The organism is Paraburkholderia bonniea, from assembly GCF_009455625.1.
Taxonomy (GTDB): Bacteria; Pseudomonadota; Gammaproteobacteria; order Burkholderiales; family Burkholderiaceae; genus Paraburkholderia; species Paraburkholderia bonniea.
On record NZ_QPEQ01000002.1, the window covers coordinates 376,506 to 396,114 of the forward strand.

17 protein-coding genes are annotated in these 19,609 nt (G+C 61.2%); 15 read left to right on the forward strand and 2 right to left on the reverse strand.

The annotated features are described in order from the left end of the window. Nucleotides 1-245 precede the first annotated feature (245 nt). Nucleotides 246-1,361: a succinylglutamate desuccinylase/aspartoacylase family protein gene (locus GH656_RS15535; RefSeq protein ID WP_153076958.1), complete on the reverse strand. Its 1,116-nt coding sequence runs from the start codon at nucleotides 1,359-1,361 to the stop codon at nucleotides 246-248. A 448-nt stretch (nucleotides 1,362-1,809) separates the two neighbouring features. Further along, nucleotides 1,810-2,577 (reverse strand): ABC transporter substrate-binding protein, encoded by a 768-nt coding sequence (locus tag GH656_RS15540; protein WP_153076959.1) that lies wholly within the window; start codon nucleotides 2,575-2,577, stop codon nucleotides 1,810-1,812. A 594-nt stretch (nucleotides 2,578-3,171) separates the two neighbouring features. On the opposite strand from GH656_RS15540, the gene GH656_RS15545 reads away from it, so the two are divergent. The 15 genes from GH656_RS15545 (at nucleotide 3,172) to GH656_RS15615 (ending at nucleotide 19,569) form a co-directional block, all read left to right on the forward strand. Beyond that, nucleotides 3,172-3,876 (forward strand): FadR/GntR family transcriptional regulator, encoded by a 705-nt coding sequence (locus GH656_RS15545; protein ID WP_153077359.1) that lies wholly within the window; start codon nucleotides 3,172-3,174, stop codon nucleotides 3,874-3,876. Nucleotides 3,877-3,949: 73 nt separating this feature from the next. Further along, entirely contained in the window at nucleotides 3,950-4,840 is an 891-nt protein-coding gene (ltnD, locus tag GH656_RS15550) for an L-threonate dehydrogenase (RefSeq protein ID WP_153076960.1), read from the forward strand. Nucleotides 4,841-4,859: 19 nt separating this feature from the next. Further along, nucleotides 4,860-6,227 carry a 3-oxo-tetronate kinase gene (gene otnK, locus GH656_RS15555; RefSeq protein WP_153076961.1) on the forward strand — a complete coding sequence of 456 codons (1,368 nt, stop codon included), beginning with the start codon at nucleotides 4,860-4,862 and terminating at the stop codon, nucleotides 6,225-6,227. 2 nt (nucleotides 6,228-6,229) lie between these two features. Continuing rightward, nucleotides 6,230-6,877 (forward strand): 3-oxo-tetronate 4-phosphate decarboxylase, encoded by a 648-nt coding sequence (otnC, locus tag GH656_RS15560; RefSeq protein ID WP_153076962.1) that lies wholly within the window; start codon nucleotides 6,230-6,232, stop codon nucleotides 6,875-6,877. 149 nt (nucleotides 6,878-7,026) lie between these two features. Further along, nucleotides 7,027-8,358, forward strand: coding sequence for an MFS transporter (locus GH656_RS15565; protein WP_153076963.1), 1,332 nt, complete (start codon nucleotides 7,027-7,029; stop codon nucleotides 8,356-8,358). A gap of 275 nt (nucleotides 8,359-8,633) precedes the next feature. Further along, the gene (otnI, locus tag GH656_RS15570) at nucleotides 8,634-9,422 is read left to right on the forward strand and encodes a 2-oxo-tetronate isomerase (protein ID WP_153076964.1); all 789 of its coding nucleotides are present in this window, start codon (nucleotides 8,634-8,636) and stop codon (nucleotides 9,420-9,422) included. A gap of 54 nt (nucleotides 9,423-9,476) precedes the next feature. Next, entirely contained in the window at nucleotides 9,477-10,460 is a 984-nt protein-coding gene (gene denD, locus GH656_RS15575) for a D-erythronate dehydrogenase (protein WP_153076965.1), read from the forward strand. A gap of 485 nt (nucleotides 10,461-10,945) precedes the next feature. Further along, nucleotides 10,946-12,148 (forward strand): 3-oxoadipyl-CoA thiolase, encoded by a 1,203-nt coding sequence (gene pcaF / locus GH656_RS15580; RefSeq protein WP_153076966.1) that lies wholly within the window; start codon nucleotides 10,946-10,948, stop codon nucleotides 12,146-12,148. 267 nt (nucleotides 12,149-12,415) lie between these two features. Further along, entirely contained in the window at nucleotides 12,416-13,240 is an 825-nt protein-coding gene (locus tag GH656_RS15585; RefSeq protein WP_246184336.1) for a LuxR C-terminal-related transcriptional regulator, read from the forward strand. A gap of 127 nt (nucleotides 13,241-13,367) precedes the next feature. Beyond that, nucleotides 13,368-13,904 carry a VOC family protein gene (locus tag GH656_RS15590; RefSeq protein ID WP_153076967.1) on the forward strand — a complete coding sequence of 179 codons (537 nt, stop codon included), beginning with the start codon at nucleotides 13,368-13,370 and terminating at the stop codon, nucleotides 13,902-13,904. Then, nucleotides 13,901-15,049, forward strand: a complete 1,149-nt coding sequence (locus GH656_RS15595; protein WP_246184337.1) for an alpha/beta hydrolase — start codon at nucleotides 13,901-13,903, stop codon at nucleotides 15,047-15,049. Before GH656_RS15590 ends, GH656_RS15595 begins: the two co-directional genes overlap by 4 nt. An 18-nt stretch (nucleotides 15,050-15,067) precedes the next feature. Beyond that, nucleotides 15,068-16,864 (forward strand): FAD-dependent monooxygenase, encoded by a 1,797-nt coding sequence (locus tag GH656_RS15600; protein ID WP_153076968.1) that lies wholly within the window; start codon nucleotides 15,068-15,070, stop codon nucleotides 16,862-16,864. Further along, on the forward strand, nucleotides 16,851-17,057 hold the full coding sequence (locus tag GH656_RS15605; RefSeq protein WP_153076969.1) for a DUF2783 domain-containing protein: 207 nt from the start codon (nucleotides 16,851-16,853) through the stop codon (nucleotides 17,055-17,057). Before GH656_RS15600 ends, GH656_RS15605 begins: the two co-directional genes overlap by 14 nt. A gap of 66 nt (nucleotides 17,058-17,123) precedes the next feature. Further along, nucleotides 17,124-18,470, forward strand: a complete 1,347-nt coding sequence (locus tag GH656_RS15610; RefSeq protein ID WP_153076970.1) for an MFS transporter — start codon at nucleotides 17,124-17,126, stop codon at nucleotides 18,468-18,470. Nucleotides 18,471-18,888: 418 nt separating this feature from the next. Next, complete coding sequence (locus GH656_RS15615; RefSeq protein ID WP_246184338.1) at nucleotides 18,889-19,569, forward strand: H-NS histone family protein; 681 nt, start codon at nucleotides 18,889-18,891, stop codon at nucleotides 19,567-19,569. The last annotated feature ends 40 nt before the right edge of the window (nucleotides 19,570-19,609 follow it).

Sequence of the window (19,609 nt, forward strand, 5' to 3'; positions counted from 1 at the left end):
TGACAGTTCAGCAAGTGCCCGGCGCGGCTGTGCGCCCGGGCTGTTTGTCGTTTGATGTTTGGGGGGCGTTGGTGGTTGAGCGCTGGCTGTTTTCCGCTTGGGTTTCCCGCTTGGGCTTTTCACCCAGACTTTCCACCCAAGCCGACAGCAGGAAGCCTATGCGAAACGTCGGTGCGTTGGTGGTTGAGCGCTGGCTGTTTTCCGCTTGGGTTTCCCATTCGGGCTTTCCACCCCGGCCTTCCCACTCAAGCCGACAGCAGCGAGCCTGTGCGAAACGCCTGGGTGCCTGCGATCCGGGCTACTTCCATGCCGGTGGTTGCCAGCCGTGCGATATGCCGGGCATACATCACCCCGGCCACACTCGACTTGAGCGTCACGACTTGATCGCTCAGTGGATCGACGATATCGGCAATCGGCTCACCGGCTTCGAGCCATACGCCGAGCGGCGCGCGAAACACCAGCACACCGCTGCACGGTGCAATCAGCGGTTCGACCCCGGCGAGCGGCGTCGCGGCAAATTCAAGCTCAGGTAATGGCGCAGCCGTGCCGCTGATGACCTCGCGTTGCGTCAGGTACTCGATGATGGCCTGGGCGTCGTGTTCGGCGAATTCATGTGACACATCACGCTGGCTGCGCAACTCGATGGTGACGGAGATCGAGCCATCAGGCACTGGAAAACGGCTGCCGAACCGTTGGCGCAAATCGGACCAGCAAAAGCTGTGAATTTCGTCGAAGGGATTGCCGACTGAATTGAGCGCCAGCAATGAGGCTTTCGCGCCCAGGTAGCGGGCGAGAGGTTCAACCGCAGGCCACAGGCCGGGGTTGGTATACAGATGCATCGCGGCGTCCCAGTCGCAATGCAGGTCCAGCACGATATCGGCGTCGTATGAGAGACGTTGCAGCGCGAGGCGCATCGAGGCCAGTTCGGTCTGCGGCATCTGGGCGGCTAGCGCGGTGGCGAGTGCGTTGCGGACCACCTCGCGGTTGTGCGCAGGATCGCTGTTGAGTTGCGCTTCGATGCCTGGCTCAATGAGCGCCGCCAGATCATGAAAGTTGCGATTGAAGTTTTGGCCGCTATTGGTTTCGAAGCGCCCCAGCAACTGGCCGAGCACCTGCTGGTTCAGGCCAACCGGGTTGGCCACCGGCACCAGCACGATCTCGCCTTGCAGCCGGCCTGCGGCTTCGAGCGCGGCGAGCTTGCGGCGCAAGGCCCACGCGACCAGCATGCCAGGCAGTTCGTCGGCATGCAGTGAGGCTTGGATATAGACTTTTTGCCCACCTTGGGGGCCGTAATGAAAACTGCTCAGATGGCGCTCGGTGCCGAGCGTGGCGCAGAGGAGGGGATGGGTCTGGGTTTGCATGGGCTTTGGGGCGCGCGGCGGCACGGTTGGGTGGCGCCGCGCTAGAAAGATGAGCGTTCAGTCCGGGAAGAGGCACCTGGGCGCCAGATGGCGCGGTAAGCACAAGTCACAGGTGCGCATACGTGTGACTCGCCGGATCTTAGCTGATCTGCCCAGCGGCGGGTGGTGCGAGGTGTGCGCTATGACATCCCGGGCTTGAGGGCTACAAACGGGGCTACAAACGGGGCTACAAACGCGGCCACAAATGCGGCCACAAATGCGGCTACAAATGCGGCTACAAGCGGGCCACAAGTGCGACTACAAACGCACCCACAAACGCACCCACAAACGCACCCACAAACGCACCCACAAACGCAACGGGCTCCGCCTCATGAATTGAGTGGAGCCCGTTGCGGTGCGGCAGAGCCTGGCGTGAAGTGCCACGCCAGGTTGTTGCGTTTAGTGGCGCTTACTCGCCATAAACATCGAAGTCGAAGTACTTCTTCTCGATCTTCTTGTAGGTACCGTCCTTGAGCATCGACGCAATTGCGCCGTCGATCTTCGCTTTCAGGTCGGTGTCTTCCTTGCGCAGGCCGATTGCCGCAGCGCCGCTCGGGATCGCGTTGCCGACGAACTGGAAGCCCGTGCCACGTGAGGTTTTCAGAAAGCCAAGGTCAGCTTGCACTTCGTCTTGCAGTGCGGCATCCAGACGGCCCGACACCAGATCGGCATACACCTGGTCCTGGTTCTGATACGGCACGACCTTCGCGCCCTTAGGCTGCCAGTTGGTCTTGGCGTAGGTTTCCTGGATCGTGCCTTGCTCCACGCCAACTGATTTGCCAGCCATGGATTCAGGCGTTGGCTGCAGAGTCGAGCCCTTCTTCGCTACGAGACGGGTTGGTGTGTCGAACAGCTTGGCCGAGAAGCCGATCTGCTCTGCTCGCTGAGGAGTGATGGTCAGCGACGACAGCACGCCATCGAATTTCTTCGCCTTCAGCGCCGGGATCATGCCGTCGAAATCGTTCTCGACCCACACGCATTTAGCTTTCAGCCGCGCGCAGATTTCGTTGCCGAGATCAATGTCGAAGCCGACCAGTTTGCCGTCCGGGCCCTTCGATTCAAACGGCGGATAGCTCGCATCCACACCAAAGCGAATGGTGGACCAGTCTTTTGCATGTGCGCCGATCGAGACGGTGGCGAGCAGGGCAACCGTCAAAGCTGCTAGCAGTTTTTTCACTGTTTTTACTCCTGGAGGGGTGTGTTTCGTCACGCATGCGATGTCGTTGTGGTCAACGTTGCCCGGCGCGAAGAATGACTGGGCGGGTGTGTTTTAAACGCTGTCAGCGAGTGGTGGTGATGGTCTCCCTCGACTGGCAGCGAGGCCAAGGTTACCAGTTCAAAAACCTGTGATGGAAATAATGAGATAAATCTGAAAAGAGGATGGGCTCTAGTCCTGGTGGGCCTCAGGGCCGTTCAGGCAGGCCCGATGCATGCTAGGATCGCGCGCCTATGAGGGCCAGGTCAGGACCTGGCGGGTGAGGCGTGCTTGCACATTGCTGAACCCCACGCGGCCCAGCTTGCCGCTGACCCGGTTGTGCCGGATTGTTTCTGCCTAAACCGTCGCGTTGTTGCACGATGTTTTGCGTGGCGAAAATCTCGTTATTTCCCTCCTTTCTCTCGTTAAAAGCAGCTAACCCATGCCACGCGTGGCAGGGCACAAGCCATTGACAAATTCTTTTTAGCGTGACTCAAAATCCCAGGGTTAGCCCTGATATCCGCCGTTGAAGCGTAATTTGTATGATGACCCGATCACATGACTAATCAAGGCCACATGTTCGAGAAAATTCCTGCCCGGGCATTGAGCGATACCGTCGCTCAGCAATTGCTTGAGCAAATCGACAAAGGCACGTTTGCCAGTGGCGGCAAATTGCCGACCGAGGCGATGCTGGCGCAGCAGTTTGGCGTCAGCCGCACGGTGATCCGCGAAGCTATTTCCCGGCTGAAAAACGAAGGCGTGGTTGAGCCGCGTCAGGGCAGTGGGGTGTTTGTCCTGGCGCAAGGCTCGGTGCGGCCGTTGCGGATTGATTCAGCGGAAGCGGCAGAAGCGGGCTCCGTGCTGCATTTGCTGGCGTTGCGGCGGGCGATTGAAGCTGAAGCCGCTTCGGAAGCCGCGCTGCGCTGCACCCGTGCCGGCCTGAAAAAGATTGAAACGGCCCTTGCCGCGATCGACAAGGCAGTGCGGCAAGGACGTGATGGTGTTGCTGAAGACGTCGCGTTCCATCGCGCGATTGCTGCGGCCACAGGCAACCCGTATTTCCTTAAAACGCTCACGTTCCTGCACCAGTATCTGGAGGCAGGCATGACGGTCACGCGGCGTCATGAGGCACAGCATGAGGAGCTGTCGCGTCAGGTGTGCGATGAGCACGCGGTGATCGTCGCGGCGATTCGCGCGGGCGACCCGATGGCGGCGCGCAATGCTGCCTGCACGCATCTGTACAACGCGGCACGCCGCCTGGCGGATGTGGGCCTTGGCTGATTGTCTTGTCGCTTGATTGCCTGGTTCGGGCGTCGCGCTTACTGGATTGATAACTGGATTGAAGAGGTTAGGCATGGCAAGAAAAATTGGCGTAATTGGCCTGGGTGCAATGGGCTTGGGTGTGGCGCGTTCGCTGTTGCGCGCGGGCTTCCAGGTGCATGCCTGCGATGTGCGTGAAGCGGTGCTGCAAGGTTTTGTTGCCGAAGGCGGGATTGGCTGCGACAGCCCTGCTGAGCTAGGCGCGCAGTGCGAGGTAGTGATCACGCTGGTGGTCAACGCGGCGCAAACCGAAACCGTGCTGTTCGGCCCGCAAGGCGCGGCAACTGCGATGCCGCGCGGTGGCGTGGTGCTGGCCTGCGCCACGGTTTCGCCGGAATTCGCTCAGGGCCTGGGGGCCCGGCTTGAAGCCATGGGCTTGCAGATGCTTGATGCGCCGGTATCCGGTGGCGCGGCACGGGCCGCGAGCGGTGAGATGACGATGATGACCTCGGGCCCTGCTGCCGCTTACGCCGCTTGCGAGGATGTGCTGGCCGCAATGGCGGGCAAGGTCTACCGCCTTGGTGCCGCGCACGGGATCGGCTCGAAGGTCAAGATCGTCAACCAGTTGCTGGCGGGCGTGCATATCGCAGCGGCAGCCGAAGCGATGGCGCTGGGTCTGCGCGAAGGGGTGGACCCCGATGCGCTGTATGAGGTGATTACCCACAGCGCGGGCAATTCGTGGATGTTCGAAAACCGCGTGCCGCACATTCTGAAGGGTGATTACACGCCGCTGTCGGCGGTCGATATTTTCGTCAAGGATCTCGGCCTGGTGCTCGATACCGCTCGCGCATCGAAGTTTCCGCTGCCGCTTTCAGCGGCGGCACATCAGATGTTCATGATGGCTTCAAGCGCTGGGCACGGCGGCGAGGATGACTCGGCCGTCATCAAAATTTTCCCCGGCGTTGATTTGCCGGTGACGCACTAATTTGCAGGAACCCGAATTTATGACTAATGCCATCACCCGGACGCTCCCAGGCCCGCTGCTCGGCTGTATCGCAGACGATTTCACTGGCGCGACTGATCTCGCCAACATGCTGGTGCGCGGCGGCATGCGCACAGTGCAAACCATTGGCGTGCCTGACTCCGATGCCACTCTTGACGCCGATGCGCTGGTGGTCGCGCTGAAGTCGCGCACGCTGCCCGCTGCCGAAGCCGTGGCGCAATCGCTTGCGGCCCTCGAATGGCTGCGCGCGCAAGGCTGCCAGCAGATCTTCTTCAAATACTGTTCGACGTTTGACTCCACCGACGCGGGCAACATCGGCCCGGTCACTGATGCGTTACTTGATGCGCTGGCGCGCGAACCGCTACCCGGCGCAGGTTCAAACGCAAACGCAAACGCAAACGCACTAGATAACGACTTCACGATTGCCTGCCCGGCTTTCCCGGAAAACGGCCGGACTTTGTATCGCGGCCATTTGTTCGTGGGCGATGCGTTGCTCAACGAATCCGGCATGGAAAACCATCCGCTCACGCCGATGACCGATGCCAGCCTGGTGCGTGTGCTGCAACGGCAGACGGCTTCGCAGGTTGGCCTGGTGCGCTATGACGTGGTGGCGCGTGGCGCGTCTGCGGTGCGTGAGCGCTACGCCGAGCTGCGCCGCGATGGTGTGCGCATGGCGATTGCCGATGCGCTGTCCGATGCTGATCTGTACACCCTTGGCGAAGCCTGTGCGGGCCTGCCGCTGATAACCGGTGGCTCCGGCGTGGCGCTTGGGCTGCCCGAAAATTTCCGGCGCGCTGGTTTGCTCGCAGCCCGTGCCGATGCGGCGGACTTGCCGCATATCGCCGGCGCTTCAGCGGTGCTGGCGGGCAGCGCGTCAAAGGCCACTCAGGCGCAAGTGGCGCAATGGCGCGCCACGCGTCCTGCCTTCCGGCTTGATCCGCTGGCTGCGGCACGCGGCGAGCCACTGGTCGAACAGGCACTGGCTTTCGCGCGTGAGCACCTGAATGCCACGCCGCCACAACCCGTGTTGATTTACGCCACAGCCACACCTGATGAGGTCAAGGCGGTGCAGCGTGAGCTGGGCGTGAGCGCGGCTGGGCACCTGGTTGAAACCACGCTTGCAGCCATCGCCCGTGGCTTGCGCGACATGGGCGTGCGCAAGTTTGTCGTGGCGGGGGGCGAGACCTCCGGTGCGGTAGTGCAGGCACTAGAGATTCACACGCTGCGGATCGGCACGCAGATTGATCCGGGCGTGCCCGCGACTGCCACCATCGGCACACAGCAGCTCGCGCTGGCACTTAAATCCGGCAACTTCGGCACGACGGATTTCTTTGCCAAGGCGTTGCGCCAGCTTGATGGAGTGGCTTGAACATGACTTTCAACCGTGACGAAGCGAAGCTGCGCGAAGAAATCTGCGTGACGGGTGCCAGCCTCTATCAGCGTGGCTACACCGTGGGTAGCGCGGGCAACATCAGCGCGCGGCTGGCAGATGGCTGGTTGATTACGCCAACCGATGCCTGCTTGGGCCGTCTGGACCCAGCCGACATTGCCCGAGTCGATCTCGCGGGCAATACGGTGTCAGGCGGCAAGCCGTCGAAAACCCTGGCGCTGCATCGCGGCGTCTACGCGCGCAACGCCACGGTGCAAGGCATCGTGCATACCCACTCGACGCACCTGGTGGCACTGACGCTGGCAGGCGTATGGAGTGAGGCCGATGTGCTGCCGCCCATTACGCCGTACTACGTCATGAAGGTCGGCCACATTCCGCTGCTGCGTTACCGCCGCCCAGGCGACCCTGAAGTGGCACAGCAGATCGCGGAGCTCGCTGAGACGGTGCGTGGCGTGCTGCTGGAGCGGCTCGGGCCGGTGCTCTGGGAGCGTTCGGTGTCACATGCTGCGTATGCGCTGGAAGAGCTGGAAGAGACCGCGCGCTTGTGGCTGCTGTCGAACCCGCGTCCCGCGCCGCTGGATGCCGCCGCGCTCGACGAATTACGTCACGTATTTGGCGCGCGCTGGTAAGCGTGCCCATCCCGCCGCCCTGGTGCGGCAGAAATTTGCCGGTGGCAGCCGCTGTGTCGCCGCCTGGCACTGGCAAGACTGGACTGGTTCAGGGCGCTTTGCCCGAAAGCTGGACAGCATCCCTTAAGTGAAGTGAAGGAGAAACCCCCATGAGTTCCAACCCGACGGCAGCCCGCCGTCCTACGACCAGCGCTGGTGGCCAGCCCGGCAGCGCTGAGGTCGAAAGCACATACCGCAAGGTGTTCTGGCGCATCGTGCCATTCCTGATGCTGTGTTACGTGGTCGCCTACCTCGACCGCGTGAACGTCGGCTTTGCCAAGCTGCAGATGTCGCAAGACCTCGCCTTTAGCGAGACGGTGTTTGGTCTTGGCGCTGGCGTGTTTTTTATTGGCTATTTTTTATTCGAATTGCCTAGCAACATCCTGATGCACAAGATCGGCGCGCGGATCTGGATCGCGCGAATCATGATTACGTGGGGCATTTTGTCGGCGATGTTTGTTTTCGTGAAAACGCCGATGCAGTTTTATACGCTGCGCTTTTTGCTCGGGGTTGCCGAAGCGGGTTTCTATCCCGGCGTGATTTTGTATTTGACGTATTGGTTTCCATCGCACCGGCGCGCGAAGATTATCGCGGTGTTCATGTCAGCGATTCCGGTGTCCGGCATCTTTGGCAATCCGCTGTCGGGCTGGATCATGGAAGTGTTCCATGGCGACCACGGCTTTGCGGGCTGGCAATGGATGTTCGTGATTGAAGCGGTGCCAGCCGTGCTGATCGGGGTGGCGACGATTCTTTATCTCGACAACAACATCGCTAGCGCGAAGTGGCTCAATGAGCGCGAGAAAAAGCTGCTGACCGATGAGATCGACGCGCAGAAGCTGGAGAAAAACAAAAACCATTCGGTGGCGGCGGTGTTCCGTGATCCGCGCACCTGGTGGATGTCGCTGATCTACTTCGCGTTTGTCACCGGACAGTACGGCCTGACCTTCTGGATGCCGACCCTGGTGAAATCGACTGGCGTCAGCGGCGCGTTCGAAATCGGCTTGTTGAGTGCGATTCCGTTCATCTGCGCAATCATCGTGATGAACTTCATGGGCCACAGCTCAGACAAGCGGCGTGAACGGCGCTGGCATCTGATCGTGCCATCGCTGTTAGGCGCGATTGGTTTTTCGGCGGCGGCTTCGTTTGCGGATAACACCGTGGTGTCGATCGTGTTTCTGTCACTGGCCGCAGCGGGCGTGCTGACTTGCGCGCCGCTGTTCTGGTCGTTGCCGACGGCGTTCATGTCAGGCGCAACTGCTGCTGCCGGGATTGCGATCATCAATTCGATTGGCAACCTGGCGGGCTTCGCCAGCCCTTACATGATTGGCTACCTGAAAGACCTCACGCACAGCACGGCATCAGGCATGTATGTGCTGTCGGGAATGCTGGTGATTGGCGCGCTGGCGGTCTGGCTAACCCCGGCGAAACTGGTGAACCGCTAGCCGGGGTACGCCACGCCACGCCACGCCACGTCATGGCATGCCGTGCCCAAGCCCGGTCTTTTTCTGCATAGGGCTTTGGTGGCGGGTGTGGCTAGCCGCTGCATTCGCCCTTGGTGGCAGTCACGCTCGTGCTGTCGCTGCATTGGCAACGGACTGCCACCAGGGGCAAAACTTTGCATCGTGTGCCCTGAGCAACCATCGTGGCTTAGCTGCAAGCCGCCACGGCGGCCGAGGCTGGGCCTCATGCTGAATGAACCATCAAAGGAGTTTCTGTCATGCCTCGCTTTGCCGCGAACCTGACCATGATGTACACCGAACACGCGTTTATCGAACGCTTCGCCGCTGCGGCGGCTGACGGTTTCAAGGCGGTTGAATTCCTGTTTCCCTACGATTTTCCAGCCGCTGAACTCAAAGCCCAGCTTGACGCAAACGGGCTGACGCAGGCTTTGTTCAACGCGCCCCCTGGCGACTGGGCTGCGGGCGAACGCGGCATCGCCTCGCTGCCTGGCCGCGAAGACGAATTCAAACGCAGCATCGACACCGCGCTGGCCTACACCCGTGTGCTGGGCAATCGCACTTTGCATGTGATGGCGGGCCTGAGCGTGCCTGATTTGTCGCGTGAACTGCAGCGCGAGGTGTATCTGGGCAATCTCGCGCATGCCGCCCAGGCGGCGCAGAGCGAAGGGGTCACGATTGTGATCGAACCGATCAATACCCGCGATATTCCAGGCTTCTTTCTGAACCGCCAGGATGATGCCCAGGCGATCTGCGCCGAAGTGGCGGCCCCCAATCTGAAAGTGCAGTTCGACTGCTACCACTGCCAGATCGTCGAAGGCGACCTTGCAGTGAAGCTCAAGCGCGATATGGCGGGCATTGGCCATATCCAGATTGCGGGCGTGCCGCAACGGCATGAGCCGGACACCGGCGAGCTGAACTATCCCTGGTTGTTCGAACTGATTGACGAGCTAGGGTATAGCGGCTGGATCGGTTGCGAATATCGCCCGCGCGGGGCGACCTCGGCTGGACTGGGATGGCTCAAGCCATGGCTGGCCAGCGCGGTTTAAACCCCGGCTCAGATTCGACAACGCACATTTAATTTTTTGCAGGAACCACACACGATGAAAGTACTGATTACCGGCGGCGCAGGTTTTCTTGGCCAGCGTCTTGCACGAGAACTGCTGGCCCGAGGCCAGATCAAAGGGCCGAACGGCCAGCCTGAAACCATCACTGAGCTGGTGCTGCTCGACGTGGTGCGTGCCACGGGTTTTGACGGCGATGCGCGCGTGCGGGCCGAAGTTGGCGATATCGCAGATCGCGCCGTGCTGGAGCGCGTGATCGACACTCAGACCCAGACGATCTTCCATCTGGCCGCAGTAGTGAGCGGTCAGGCCGAAGCGGATTTCGAACTGGGGATGCGGATCAACCTGGACGCGTCACGCGAGCTGCTGGAAACCTGCCGCTTGCTGGGGCACAAGCCGCGCGTGGTGTTCACGAGTTCGGTGGCGGTGTATGGCGGCGCGTTGCCCGCTGTGGTGCAAAACGATACGGCGCTCAATCCGCAATCGTCCTACGGGATGCAAAAGGCTGTCGCTGAACTGCTGCTGAATGATTACGCCCGGCGTGGTTTTGTCGATGGCCGGGTGTTGCGGCTGCCGACGATCAGCGTGCGCCCAGGCAAGCCCAACGCGGCGGCGTCCTCATTTGCCAGCGGCATTATCCGCGAGCCGCTGAACGGCGAGACTTCGGTCTGCCCCGTGGCAGGCAGCACGCGCTTATGGCTGCTGTCGCCGCGCAAGGCGATTGAATGCCTGATCGCTGGATGCGAGCTGGATGCGGCAGCGCTGGGGTTGCAGCGCGTGGTGAATCTGCCTGGGCTGTCGGTGAGCGTCGATGAAATGCTCGACGCGCTGCGCGAAGTGGCGGGCGAGGCGGTGGTGGCGCGCGTCGAATGGCAAGCCGACCCACGGGTGGAGAAGATCGTTGGCAGTTGGCCTGGGCAGTGGGACACCACGCGCGCGCGCCAGCTTGGGCTGACGGGCGATGCTTCTTTCGCTGACGTGATTCGCAGCTATCTTGAAGACGAGCGGATCAGCGTGCGCTGAGCTGGATTGCGTTGATTTGAATTGAATGGCGTGGCATCGGGCCGTCCTGGCAAGAGCCACGCCATTTTTGCTGTTGGTGCTCCACGGCAGCGCAGGTGCTTCTGGCATGAATCTCCTCCACGCCACGTACGCCACGTACGCCACGTACGCCATGCATGCCACCTTGCCGGGACTATCCCGGGGGCTATCCCTGCATCGGATACCGGATACGGATGGCGCTATTTCAAGGCCTGCCGTACTCACATCCCGCTTTGCGTCATCGCTTCAACGCGCTGACACGCATGGCCCTTTTTCTGGCAACTCCTCCGAGGGTGAACGAAGCGGACGCTTCGTTACGCTAAAGAACCCGCTGGCACATTCCGGTATCTTCTGGGTCTTGCGCGCAGCCCCTGCGCCAGAAATTCTTTTTCCTTTACCTCGAACGCGCCGCGCCCAGGCTGGTGGCATCCAGCCTCGCGGCGTCGTTGTTTAACCGGAGACCCTTGATGACTGATGCTTTCCTGTGCGATGCAATCCGCACGCCGATTGGCCGTTACGCGGGCGCGTTGTCTGGCTTACGCGCTGACGATCTCGGCGCGTTGCCGCTCAAAGCTTTGATGGTGCGCCACCCGAACCTCGACTGGAGCGCCATCGACGACGTGATCTACGGCTGCGCCAACCAGGCAGGCGAGGATAACCGCAACGTCGCGCGCATGGCGGCGTTGCTGGCAGGCTTGCCGCTGAGCGTGCCGGGCACTACGGTGAACCGCCTGTGCGGCTCTGGCATGGACGCGGTAGCGCTCGCCGCGCGGGCGATCCGCTCGGGCGAGGCGGACCTGATGCTGGCGGGCGGGGTCGAGAGCATGAGCCGCGCGCCGTTCGTGATGGGCAAGGCGGCTAGCGCGTTTGCGCGCCAGGCCGAGCTGTTTGATACGACGATCGGCTGGCGCTTTGTTAATCCGCTGATGCGGCAGATGTACGGCGTGGACTCGATGCCGGAAACCGCTGAAAACGTCGCGGACGATTACGGCATCAGCCGGGCCGATCAGGACGCGTTTGCGCTGCGTAGTCAGCAAAAAGCGGCCCAGGCGCAGCGCGACGGCATTTTTGCGCAAGAGATCGTGCCGGTCACGCTGGCGCAGAAAAAGGGCGAGCCGCTGGTGGTAGAGCACGATGAGCATTTGCGTGCGACCACGCTGGAGGCGCTGGCCAAACTCAAAGGTGTGGTGCGCGCGGAAGGCAGCGTGACGGCGGGCAATGCGTCGGGCGTCAACGATGGCGCGGCGGCGTTATTGCTGGCGAGCGCTGCGGCCGCGCAGCGCCATGGCTTGACGCCCCGGGCGCGAGTGCTGGGGATGGCCAGCGCCGGGGTTGCGCCACGGGTGATGGGCATGGGCCCCGCGCCCGCGACGCAAAAGCTGTTAGCCCGGCTCGGGATGTCGCTGGATCAATTCGACGTGATCGAACTGAACGAGGCCTTCGCGGCTCAGGGCCTGGCAGTATTGCGCGCGTTAGGCGTCGCTGACGACGATGCCCGTGTCAATCCTCATGGCGGTGCCATCGCGCTGGGCCATCCGCTTGGGATGAGCGGTGCGCGTCTGGTAGGCACCGCGATGTATCAACTGCAGCGCACCCAGGGCCGCTTCGCGCTGTGCACGATGTGCATCGGCGTAGGGCAGGGGATTGCGCTGGCGCTTGAGCGTGTGTGAGCGGGTATGAGTGGATTTGTGCTGTTTTGCACCGGTAGGGCGGCCGTGCAGTGAGCGCGCTGTGACAGCGCCGCAGCCGTGGGGCTCGACTGACTGGCCACGACGCTTAAGGGCCCGTAGCCCGGGCTCACGCCAGCCACCCAGGAAGCGCTGAGCGCACCAGAAACACCTGCTACATGCGGTTTTGCCTGGTGCCGTTCCAGCCCGTGGGTGTGCTTCAATAGCCGCCATCCGCTGCTTTGATGCTTTGATGTACAGGCCCCACCCATGCCGATTCCGTTGTCCGTTTCTCCCGCCGCGCCGCTGTCTGGCACCAGCGCGGCACTTTTTACCGGCAGTTTGCAGGCCGCAGGCAGCGAGATGTTTTGCGCTTCCCTGCTAGCCGCGTTGAGCCCCGTTAGTGAGCTGGCGCATTGCACGCTGGTGCAGGTCGCAGGGCGGCACGCGAGCATGGCGGCAGCGGCGAGCCGCGACGCCCGGCCCGATGCATTGCGGCTGACGCGGGCCTACGTCGGCGGCTATTTTCTGCAAGACCCGCTGGTGCGCGAACATAGCGCGCTGCCTCATGCGCAGCGCAGCCGTGTCACGGTGCGCTCAACCACCCTCAGCAGCCTCGCCAATAGCGATTATCTAGAGCTGTTTTTTACGCAGCCGGCGATTGCCGACAAGCTCTCCGTGATCGTGCCCAGCCCCGATGCCGTGCTGTTTCTAAATTTTTATAAATCGACCGAGATGGGCCAGTTCCAGCCTCGGGAGAAAGCGGCGATTGCCGCACTGGGCGATTTTCTCGGCACCTTGACCCAGCTGCACAGCCGTCTCGCTGCGATCCCTACGATTCCCACGATTCCCGCCATGGCCGAGATTGAGCCAGAGTTGCTGCGGCGCTGGCAAACGCTGCTGTCGGCGCGGGAAAAAGCCGTTGCCTGTGCGCTCGGGCGTGGCGCGACTGCCAAGGCCGCAGCAGCGGCGCTCGCACTCGCACCTTCCAGCGTTATCACCTATAAAAAACGCGCCTTCGCCAAGCTGGGCATTACGCGGCAAGGCGAACTGGCCGCCCTCGTGGCCCTGCTTGGCGCGGCTGCGCCAGGGTAAGTCCCGAGGTCGAATCAGACCAATGTCCTCATCTGTGGGGACAGACAGTCTTACCGGGCATTTCTAGACTAGCTCTCCATCTAGCCGCGTTTTATTCATCACAGACGCGGCGTTTATGGAGACGTTCATGTCGATTCCCGTTTCTCTCTCAGGCGTGGTTCAGGGTCTGCATCATTTCGCGTGGCGCTGCCGCGATGCCGAACAAACCCGGCATTTCTATGAAGACATCCTTGGCTTGCCGCTGGTGCATCTGATCCGCAACGATCATGTGCCCAGTACCGGCGAGTACTGCCCTTACGTACACATTTTTTTCGAAATGGCTAATGGCGGCTATATCGCCTTCTTCGATCTGGGCGACGACACCGCCGCTGAGCCATCACCGAATACCCCCGCCTGGGTGAATCACCTCGCGCTCCGGGTCGAATCTTCCGAGCAACTGCGGCAGATGAAAACGCATTTGCAGATCAACGGCATTGAAGTGTTGGGCGTGACCGACCACCACATCATCGAATCCATCTACTTTTTCGACCCGAATGGCATCCGGCTGGAATTGACCACGCCCACTGTCAGCGCAGCCGTCATGCAGCAGCACGCCGACGAAGCGCATAGCCAGTTGCGCGCATGGAGCGCAGAAAAGCGGGCGGCGCGCGCGGAGGTGGCATGAGCGCTTCGATGTCAGCAGCACCCGCGCTGCAACTGGTGGCGATTGACGTGCGCCCCGGCGCGACGATGGAAAGCCAGTCCGGCTTGCAGAACCTGCGGCCCCGGATCTACGGTGCACTCGCTACCCCAGCCGCTGATAACCACGCAGTCGCCGCCATCGTGATGCATCCCACCAGCAATTTCATGGGCCACTACCTGCTGCAGCCGCTAGCAGAACGGGGCATCGCCTGCCTTGGGCTGAACTCGCGCTATGCGGGCAATGACGCGATGCTGTTGATGGAGCAGGTCATCCAGGATCTGGGCGCAGGGGTTAAATGGCTGCGCGCGCAGGGTTACCGCAAAGTGGTGCTGATCGGCAATTCAGGTGGCGCGGCGCTGTGCAGTTTTTATCAGGCCGAAGCGGAGCACCTCAGCGCGACGCATTACGCCGATGGCTTGCCGACGCATCTGGTGCCGCAGGATCTGCCACCGGCCGACGCGCTGATTCTCTCCGCCGCGCATGCTGGCCGGGCGCGTTTGATCGAACAGTGGCTTGATCCTTCGGTTATCGAAGAAGACGATCCGCTGGCGACTGATCCGCAATGGGATCTGTACTGTGGCCTGCCCACGCCGTTCTCTGCCACGTTTGTCGACAGCTTCCGCGCAGCGCAACGGGCGCGCCGTGAGCGCATCGAGCAATGGGTGCTGCAACGGCTGCGGCTGTTGCGGGCGTTGCCCGATGGGCCGCAAGACCAAACGTTTTTGGTCTATCGCACGCATGCTGACCCGCGTTTTCTTGATCTTTCGCTCGATGCCAACGACCGCGCCCCAGGCTCGATCTGGGGCGACCCGCGCACGGTGAACTACGCGGCGAATGCGATGGGGCGCTTCAACACGCTGCGCTCGTGGCTGTCGCAGTGGTCCTCGCGTTCGCTAGCCGATGGCCCGAAGAACCTCGCACGGACCAGCGTCCCGGTGCTGCTGATGACCCATACCGCCGATGGCTCGACCTTCCCTAGCACCGCCCAGGCCTGGCGTGAGGCCGCGCCCGGACGGCTGAGCGAAGTCGAAGTCAAAGGCGGCAATCACTATTTATCCGGCCAGCCGGAGCTGGTGCGCCTGAGCGCCGATGCTTTCCACGACTGGCTTGGCAGGCATCTAGCCTGACGCGACGAGGAGACGCTTGTGATCGAATCCATTGGGCCGTTTCGCTACGAACGGTATGTTTCGCCGCTGCCTGCGCTTGAGGCTGGGCATGAGCGCCAGCGCCATCAGGTGGTCATCGTGGGCGGCGGGCCGGTTGGCCTGGCGCTGGCGCTTGGGCTGGCGCGTCATGGGGTGGCCTCGGTGGTGCTCGAAGCCGACGACACGGTTTGCATGGGCAGCCGGGCCGCCTGTATTTCGCGCCGCAGCCTGCAAATTCTTGAGCGGCTTGGCGTGCTGGAGACGGTGCTGGCCAAGGGGCTGGCATGGACTTCCGGGCGCAGTTTTTATCAGCAAACCGAAGTGTTCCGCTTCGACATGCCGCACGACGCCAGCCAGAAGCTGCCGCCGATGATCAATTTGCAGCAGTACTACATCGAACAGTTTTTAGTCGATGAAATCCGCGCGCGTTATGCGGACCTGGTTGAGATCCGCTGGGGCAGCACGGTGAGCGGGCTGACGCGCCTGCCCGAGCACACCACGCTGCAGGTGTCGCATATAGCAGGGCACGAGACGAGTTGCTACACGCTGGACGCCGCCTGGGTGGTGGCCTGCGATGGCGGTCAAAGCTTTGTGCGCCGGCAGCTTGGGCTAACGCTCAGCGGCACGGGCTATGAAGGCAAATATGTGATCGTCGATATCGAAGCCGATCTGCCCGATCCAGTGGAGCGCCGTGCGTGGTTCGATCCGCCCTCCAACCCCGGCTGGACCATGCTGATGCACTGCCAGCCAGACAACCTGTGGCGCATCGACTACCAGGTGCCAGACGACACCGACCTTGAAGCTGCATTAACACCAGCGGCGGTGACGCCTTACGTTGAACGTCAGCTTGCGTTGACTGGCCACGCGCACCGTCCCTGGAAGCTGGTCTGGAGCAGCGCTTACCGGGCGGGGGCGATGACGCTGGAGCGTTACCGCCATGGCCGCATCCTGTTCGCGGGCAATGCGGCTCACGCGTTGCCGATCTTTGGTGTGCGCGGGCTGAATTCCGGCTTTGACGATGCAGACAACCTGGCGTGGAAGCTCGCTGGGGTGGTGCAGGGCTGGGGCGCTGACAGCTTGCTGGAGAGCTATTCGAGTGAACGGGTGCAGGCGTTTCATGTGAATGCGGCGAGCGCGATGCGCAGCACTGAGTTCATGGCACCGCCATCACGGGGTTATGCGCTGATGCGCGAGGCAGCGTTGTCGCTGGCGCTGCAGCACCGCGAGATTGCGAAGCTGGTGAATCCGCGCCAGACCAGTGCGATCGAATACCTCGGCTCGCCGCTGTCGAACTGGTCAGCGCTGCAGGATAAAGCTGCTGCACCGGGTGGGCAGCGGCTGGCACCTGGTCAGGTGATGCCGGACGTGCCTGTCACAAATAGCCATGGCACAGCGTTTTTGTCTGACATGCTCGGGCCGCATTTCACGCTGATGTGCTTCGGCGCGCAAGCCGCGCATTTGTTCCCGCGTGTGGCGAGTGCACCGGGCTGGCCGCCGTTGCAGCGAGTGCAGGTGTATCTGGCAGCGGAGGCTCAGCCGAATCTCAATCAGGCTGCGCAGCAGAACGGAGCCGGGGCGGCTCGCGTGGTCACGGAGATTCATCCCGGCTTGTCGGCCACATATGGGACACGTGACGGCGAGGTCTGGCTGGTGCGTCCGGACGGTCATCTCTGCGCCCGCTGGCATGAACCCACTGACGCGGAGATCAGCGCGGCGCTGCAACACGCTTGCGGCCATGCGGGCACGCGAGCCCTTTCAGCCCAGACTCATTCGGAGGCCCACCATGCCCATGCTTAAAGATGAAGAACGTGACGCGCTGTATAGCGCCTGCTGTATGGCGATCAGCGAAGTTGGGCGCGAGCGCGAAAGCCTGCTGCTGGCCCGGCTGGTGCTGTTGCTGTTTGAAGCGCTTGGCGATGCCGCGCGTTGCGAAGCGGCATTGAGCGCGGCCCGCGATGCCGTTCCTGTGCCTAGCTTGTCCCGTCATTAACCATCGAATCATCACGGGCTCGCAGAAGCCCGGTGTTTATTTGCCTCAGGATCAGGAGAACTCCCCATGACAGCGTTGTCCCAGCCGCCCGCCATCGAGCCAGCGGCCCAGCAGCAAGACCGTGCGCTGTACCGCAAAGTCGCGCTGCGGATCGTGCCATTTCTGTTTATCTCGTACATCGTCGCGTTTCTCGACCGCATCAATATCGGTTTCGCCCAGCTTCAGATGAAGGGGGATCTGGGCTTTAGCGATGCGGTTTATGGCCTGGGTGCCGGGGTCTTTTTTCTTGGTTATTTTCTGTTTGAGGTGCCAAGCAACTTGTTATTGCAACGGATTGGCGCGCGCCGCACTTTTATCCGGATCATGGTGTGCTGGGGGCTGATCTCAGCAGGGATGGCCTTCGTCACCACGCCGTTGATGCTGTATTTGATGCGCTTTTTGCTGGGCGTTTTCGAAGCCGGATTTTTCCCGGGAATCATTTTGTATCTAACTTACTGGTTTCCAGCATCACGGCGCGCAGCGGTCACTTCCTGGCTGTTTGTCGCGGTGGCCATCGCGGGCGTGCTGGGCGGCATCGTCTCGGGCGCGATCATGGAGTACACCGGCGGCATGCTGGGTTTGTCTGGCTGGCAATGGATGTTCATCATCGAAGGCCTGCCTGCGGCGGTGCTAGGGGTGATGGCCTGGTGGCTGCTGCAGGATCATCCGTCTAGCGCGCGCTGGTTATCGGCCGCCGAAAAAGCGCGTCTTCAGGCTCATCTGGATGCAGATCAGGCCGCGCGCAGCCACGTGGCATCGCATTCGTTTGCGGACGCACTGCGCAACCCACGGGTCTATCTGCTGGCAGCGGTGTATTTCACGCTGACTTGCGGCACGATGGCCATCAGTTTCTGGCTGCCCGCGATGATTAAAAGCGCGGGTGTGAACGGTGTGCTGCAAGTTGGGCTGTATAGCGCGATTCCATATGGTTTTGGCGCACTGGGGATCGTGCTGGTCTCGCGTCATTCGGATCGCCACCGTGAGCGGCGCGGCCACTACGCGGTGTGCGCGATTCTGGGTGGCGTGACATTGTCGGCGCTGGGCTTTTTGCCAGCCAGCTTGCCGTTGATGCTCGTGCTGCTCAGCATGGCCGTGGTATTCACGTTCGCGGCCTTGCCGGTGTTTTGGTCGATTCCCCAGGATTATTTGTCAGGGACCGGCGCGGCTGGCGGCATCGCACTGATCAGCAGCCTCGGGCAGCTCGGCAGTTTTTTTAGCCCAACGTTGATTGGCTGGGTCAAGATGGTCACAGGGCGGATAGATAACGGTCTGCATTTACTCGCATTGCTTTTGGTGCTGGGCGGCGTAACGCTGTATTTCGCGCTGGGTTCCCGGCGTGAGGTTGAGGCTGGGCTGGTGCGTCATCACGTTTGAGGATGCCGCGTGCGCGGTAAATCGCGCACGAGTTGCCAGGTGAATGCGAAGCGTAAAGCCCGATAGCCAGAGAGTCAGTCAGGATGTTCAGTTTGTTTGCTGCCCCGCACATGTTGCGGGGTTTTGTTTTTGGGCTTTCCTGTTTTGCTTTTCCCTGAAATTTTTCTGAAACCGTGCGGTTGAAATGAGGGTGTTTCGGTATCGGTTGAGTGTGTGATAAAGCCTGAATACGGCATAGCCCGTGCGGGCGTGGCGCTGCACCGGGTGTGCTGGCACAAATAAGCGGCTTGCGCTGAATCATTACCGCGAAGCGGGTTATGGCAACTAGCCGTAGCAACCCGTTATTAGCTGCAGGTTTCTTTTCATCGGCCGCTCTTTTACGCGCTCACCCAGGTTACCCTGAAATAATTCGTGGTCAATGAACGGATTTTTCATTACCCGATTTCATATAAAAGCTATTTATATGATTGTTATTCATGGCATAGTGTCAAAATTCTTTTATTTTTTTAGGAGGTATCTGGTGAGTGCCCTCGACAAAATTCAGATTCGTATCAAGAAGCTGCAGCAAAAAGCAGAGGCCATGATTGCGAAACAGGCCTCTAGTGTGCTTAGCGATATCCGCGTGTTGATGGATCGTTATGGTTTGACGACTGCGGATATCGATGGGCATGGCCCGCATGGCAAACGCAAGCCTGGCAAGGCTGCGGCTGGGAAAGTGGGCCGGGCGGCCAAGGGCGTTAAAGCAGGCCAGGCCAAAGGCAAGCTGCCGCCGAAGTATCGTGATCCAAAAACCGGCGCGACCTGGAGCGGTCACGCCCGTGCGCCAGAATGGATCAAGCATGTGAAAGATCGCTCGGTCTTTTTGCTTGATGGCGCAACTGAGGAGCGTGTTTCTGCCGTCGCGCCAGGTAAGAAAATGGCGGCAAAGAAAGCAGGCGTGAAAAAGGCTGTTGCGGTGAAAAAAGCCGCCGCTAAAAAGATGCCAGCGAAGAAAGCAACCGTTAAAAAAACAGTGGCTAAAAAAGCACCCACCAAAAAAGCCGCTGCAAAAAAGGCTGGGGCACGCAAGGCGATGCCTAAGCCAGCCGCTGAGGCATAAGTAACGGCAAACGAACGGCACGATGTTTAAAGCTGGCGGG

Excerpts from the sequence above, each read along its gene's own strand:
- GH656_RS15545 (WP_153077359.1), top strand. The coding sequence starts at position 3,172 with ATGTTCGAGAAAATTCCTGCCCGGGCATTGAGCGATACCGTCGCTCAG.
- GH656_RS15595 (WP_246184337.1), top strand. The coding sequence starts at position 13,901 with ATGAGCGCTTCGATGTCAGCAGCACCCGCGCTGCAACTGGTGGCGATT.
- GH656_RS15610 (WP_153076970.1), top strand. The coding sequence starts at position 17,124 with ATGACAGCGTTGTCCCAGCCGCCCGCCATCGAGCCAGCGGCCCAGCAG.
- otnK (WP_153076961.1), top strand. The coding sequence starts at position 4,860 with ATGACTAATGCCATCACCCGGACGCTCCCAGGCCCGCTGCTCGGCTGT.
- GH656_RS15535 (WP_153076958.1), bottom strand. The coding sequence starts at position 1,361 with ATGCAAACCCAGACCCATCCCCTCCTCTGCGCCACGCTCGGCACCGAG.
- ltnD (WP_153076960.1), top strand. The coding sequence starts at position 3,950 with ATGGCAAGAAAAATTGGCGTAATTGGCCTGGGTGCAATGGGCTTGGGT.
- GH656_RS15565 (WP_153076963.1), top strand. The coding sequence starts at position 7,027 with ATGAGTTCCAACCCGACGGCAGCCCGCCGTCCTACGACCAGCGCTGGT.
- denD (WP_153076965.1), top strand. The coding sequence starts at position 9,477 with ATGAAAGTACTGATTACCGGCGGCGCAGGTTTTCTTGGCCAGCGTCTT.
- otnC (WP_153076962.1), top strand. The coding sequence starts at position 6,230 with ATGACTTTCAACCGTGACGAAGCGAAGCTGCGCGAAGAAATCTGCGTG.
- GH656_RS15590 (WP_153076967.1), top strand. The coding sequence starts at position 13,368 with ATGTCGATTCCCGTTTCTCTCTCAGGCGTGGTTCAGGGTCTGCATCAT.
- pcaF (WP_153076966.1), top strand. The coding sequence starts at position 10,946 with ATGACTGATGCTTTCCTGTGCGATGCAATCCGCACGCCGATTGGCCGT.
- GH656_RS15615 (WP_246184338.1), top strand. The coding sequence starts at position 18,889 with ATGAACGGATTTTTCATTACCCGATTTCATATAAAAGCTATTTATATG.
- otnI (WP_153076964.1), top strand. The coding sequence starts at position 8,634 with ATGCCTCGCTTTGCCGCGAACCTGACCATGATGTACACCGAACACGCG.
- GH656_RS15585 (WP_246184336.1), top strand. The coding sequence starts at position 12,416 with ATGCCGATTCCGTTGTCCGTTTCTCCCGCCGCGCCGCTGTCTGGCACC.
- GH656_RS15605 (WP_153076969.1), top strand. The coding sequence starts at position 16,851 with ATGCCCATGCTTAAAGATGAAGAACGTGACGCGCTGTATAGCGCCTGC.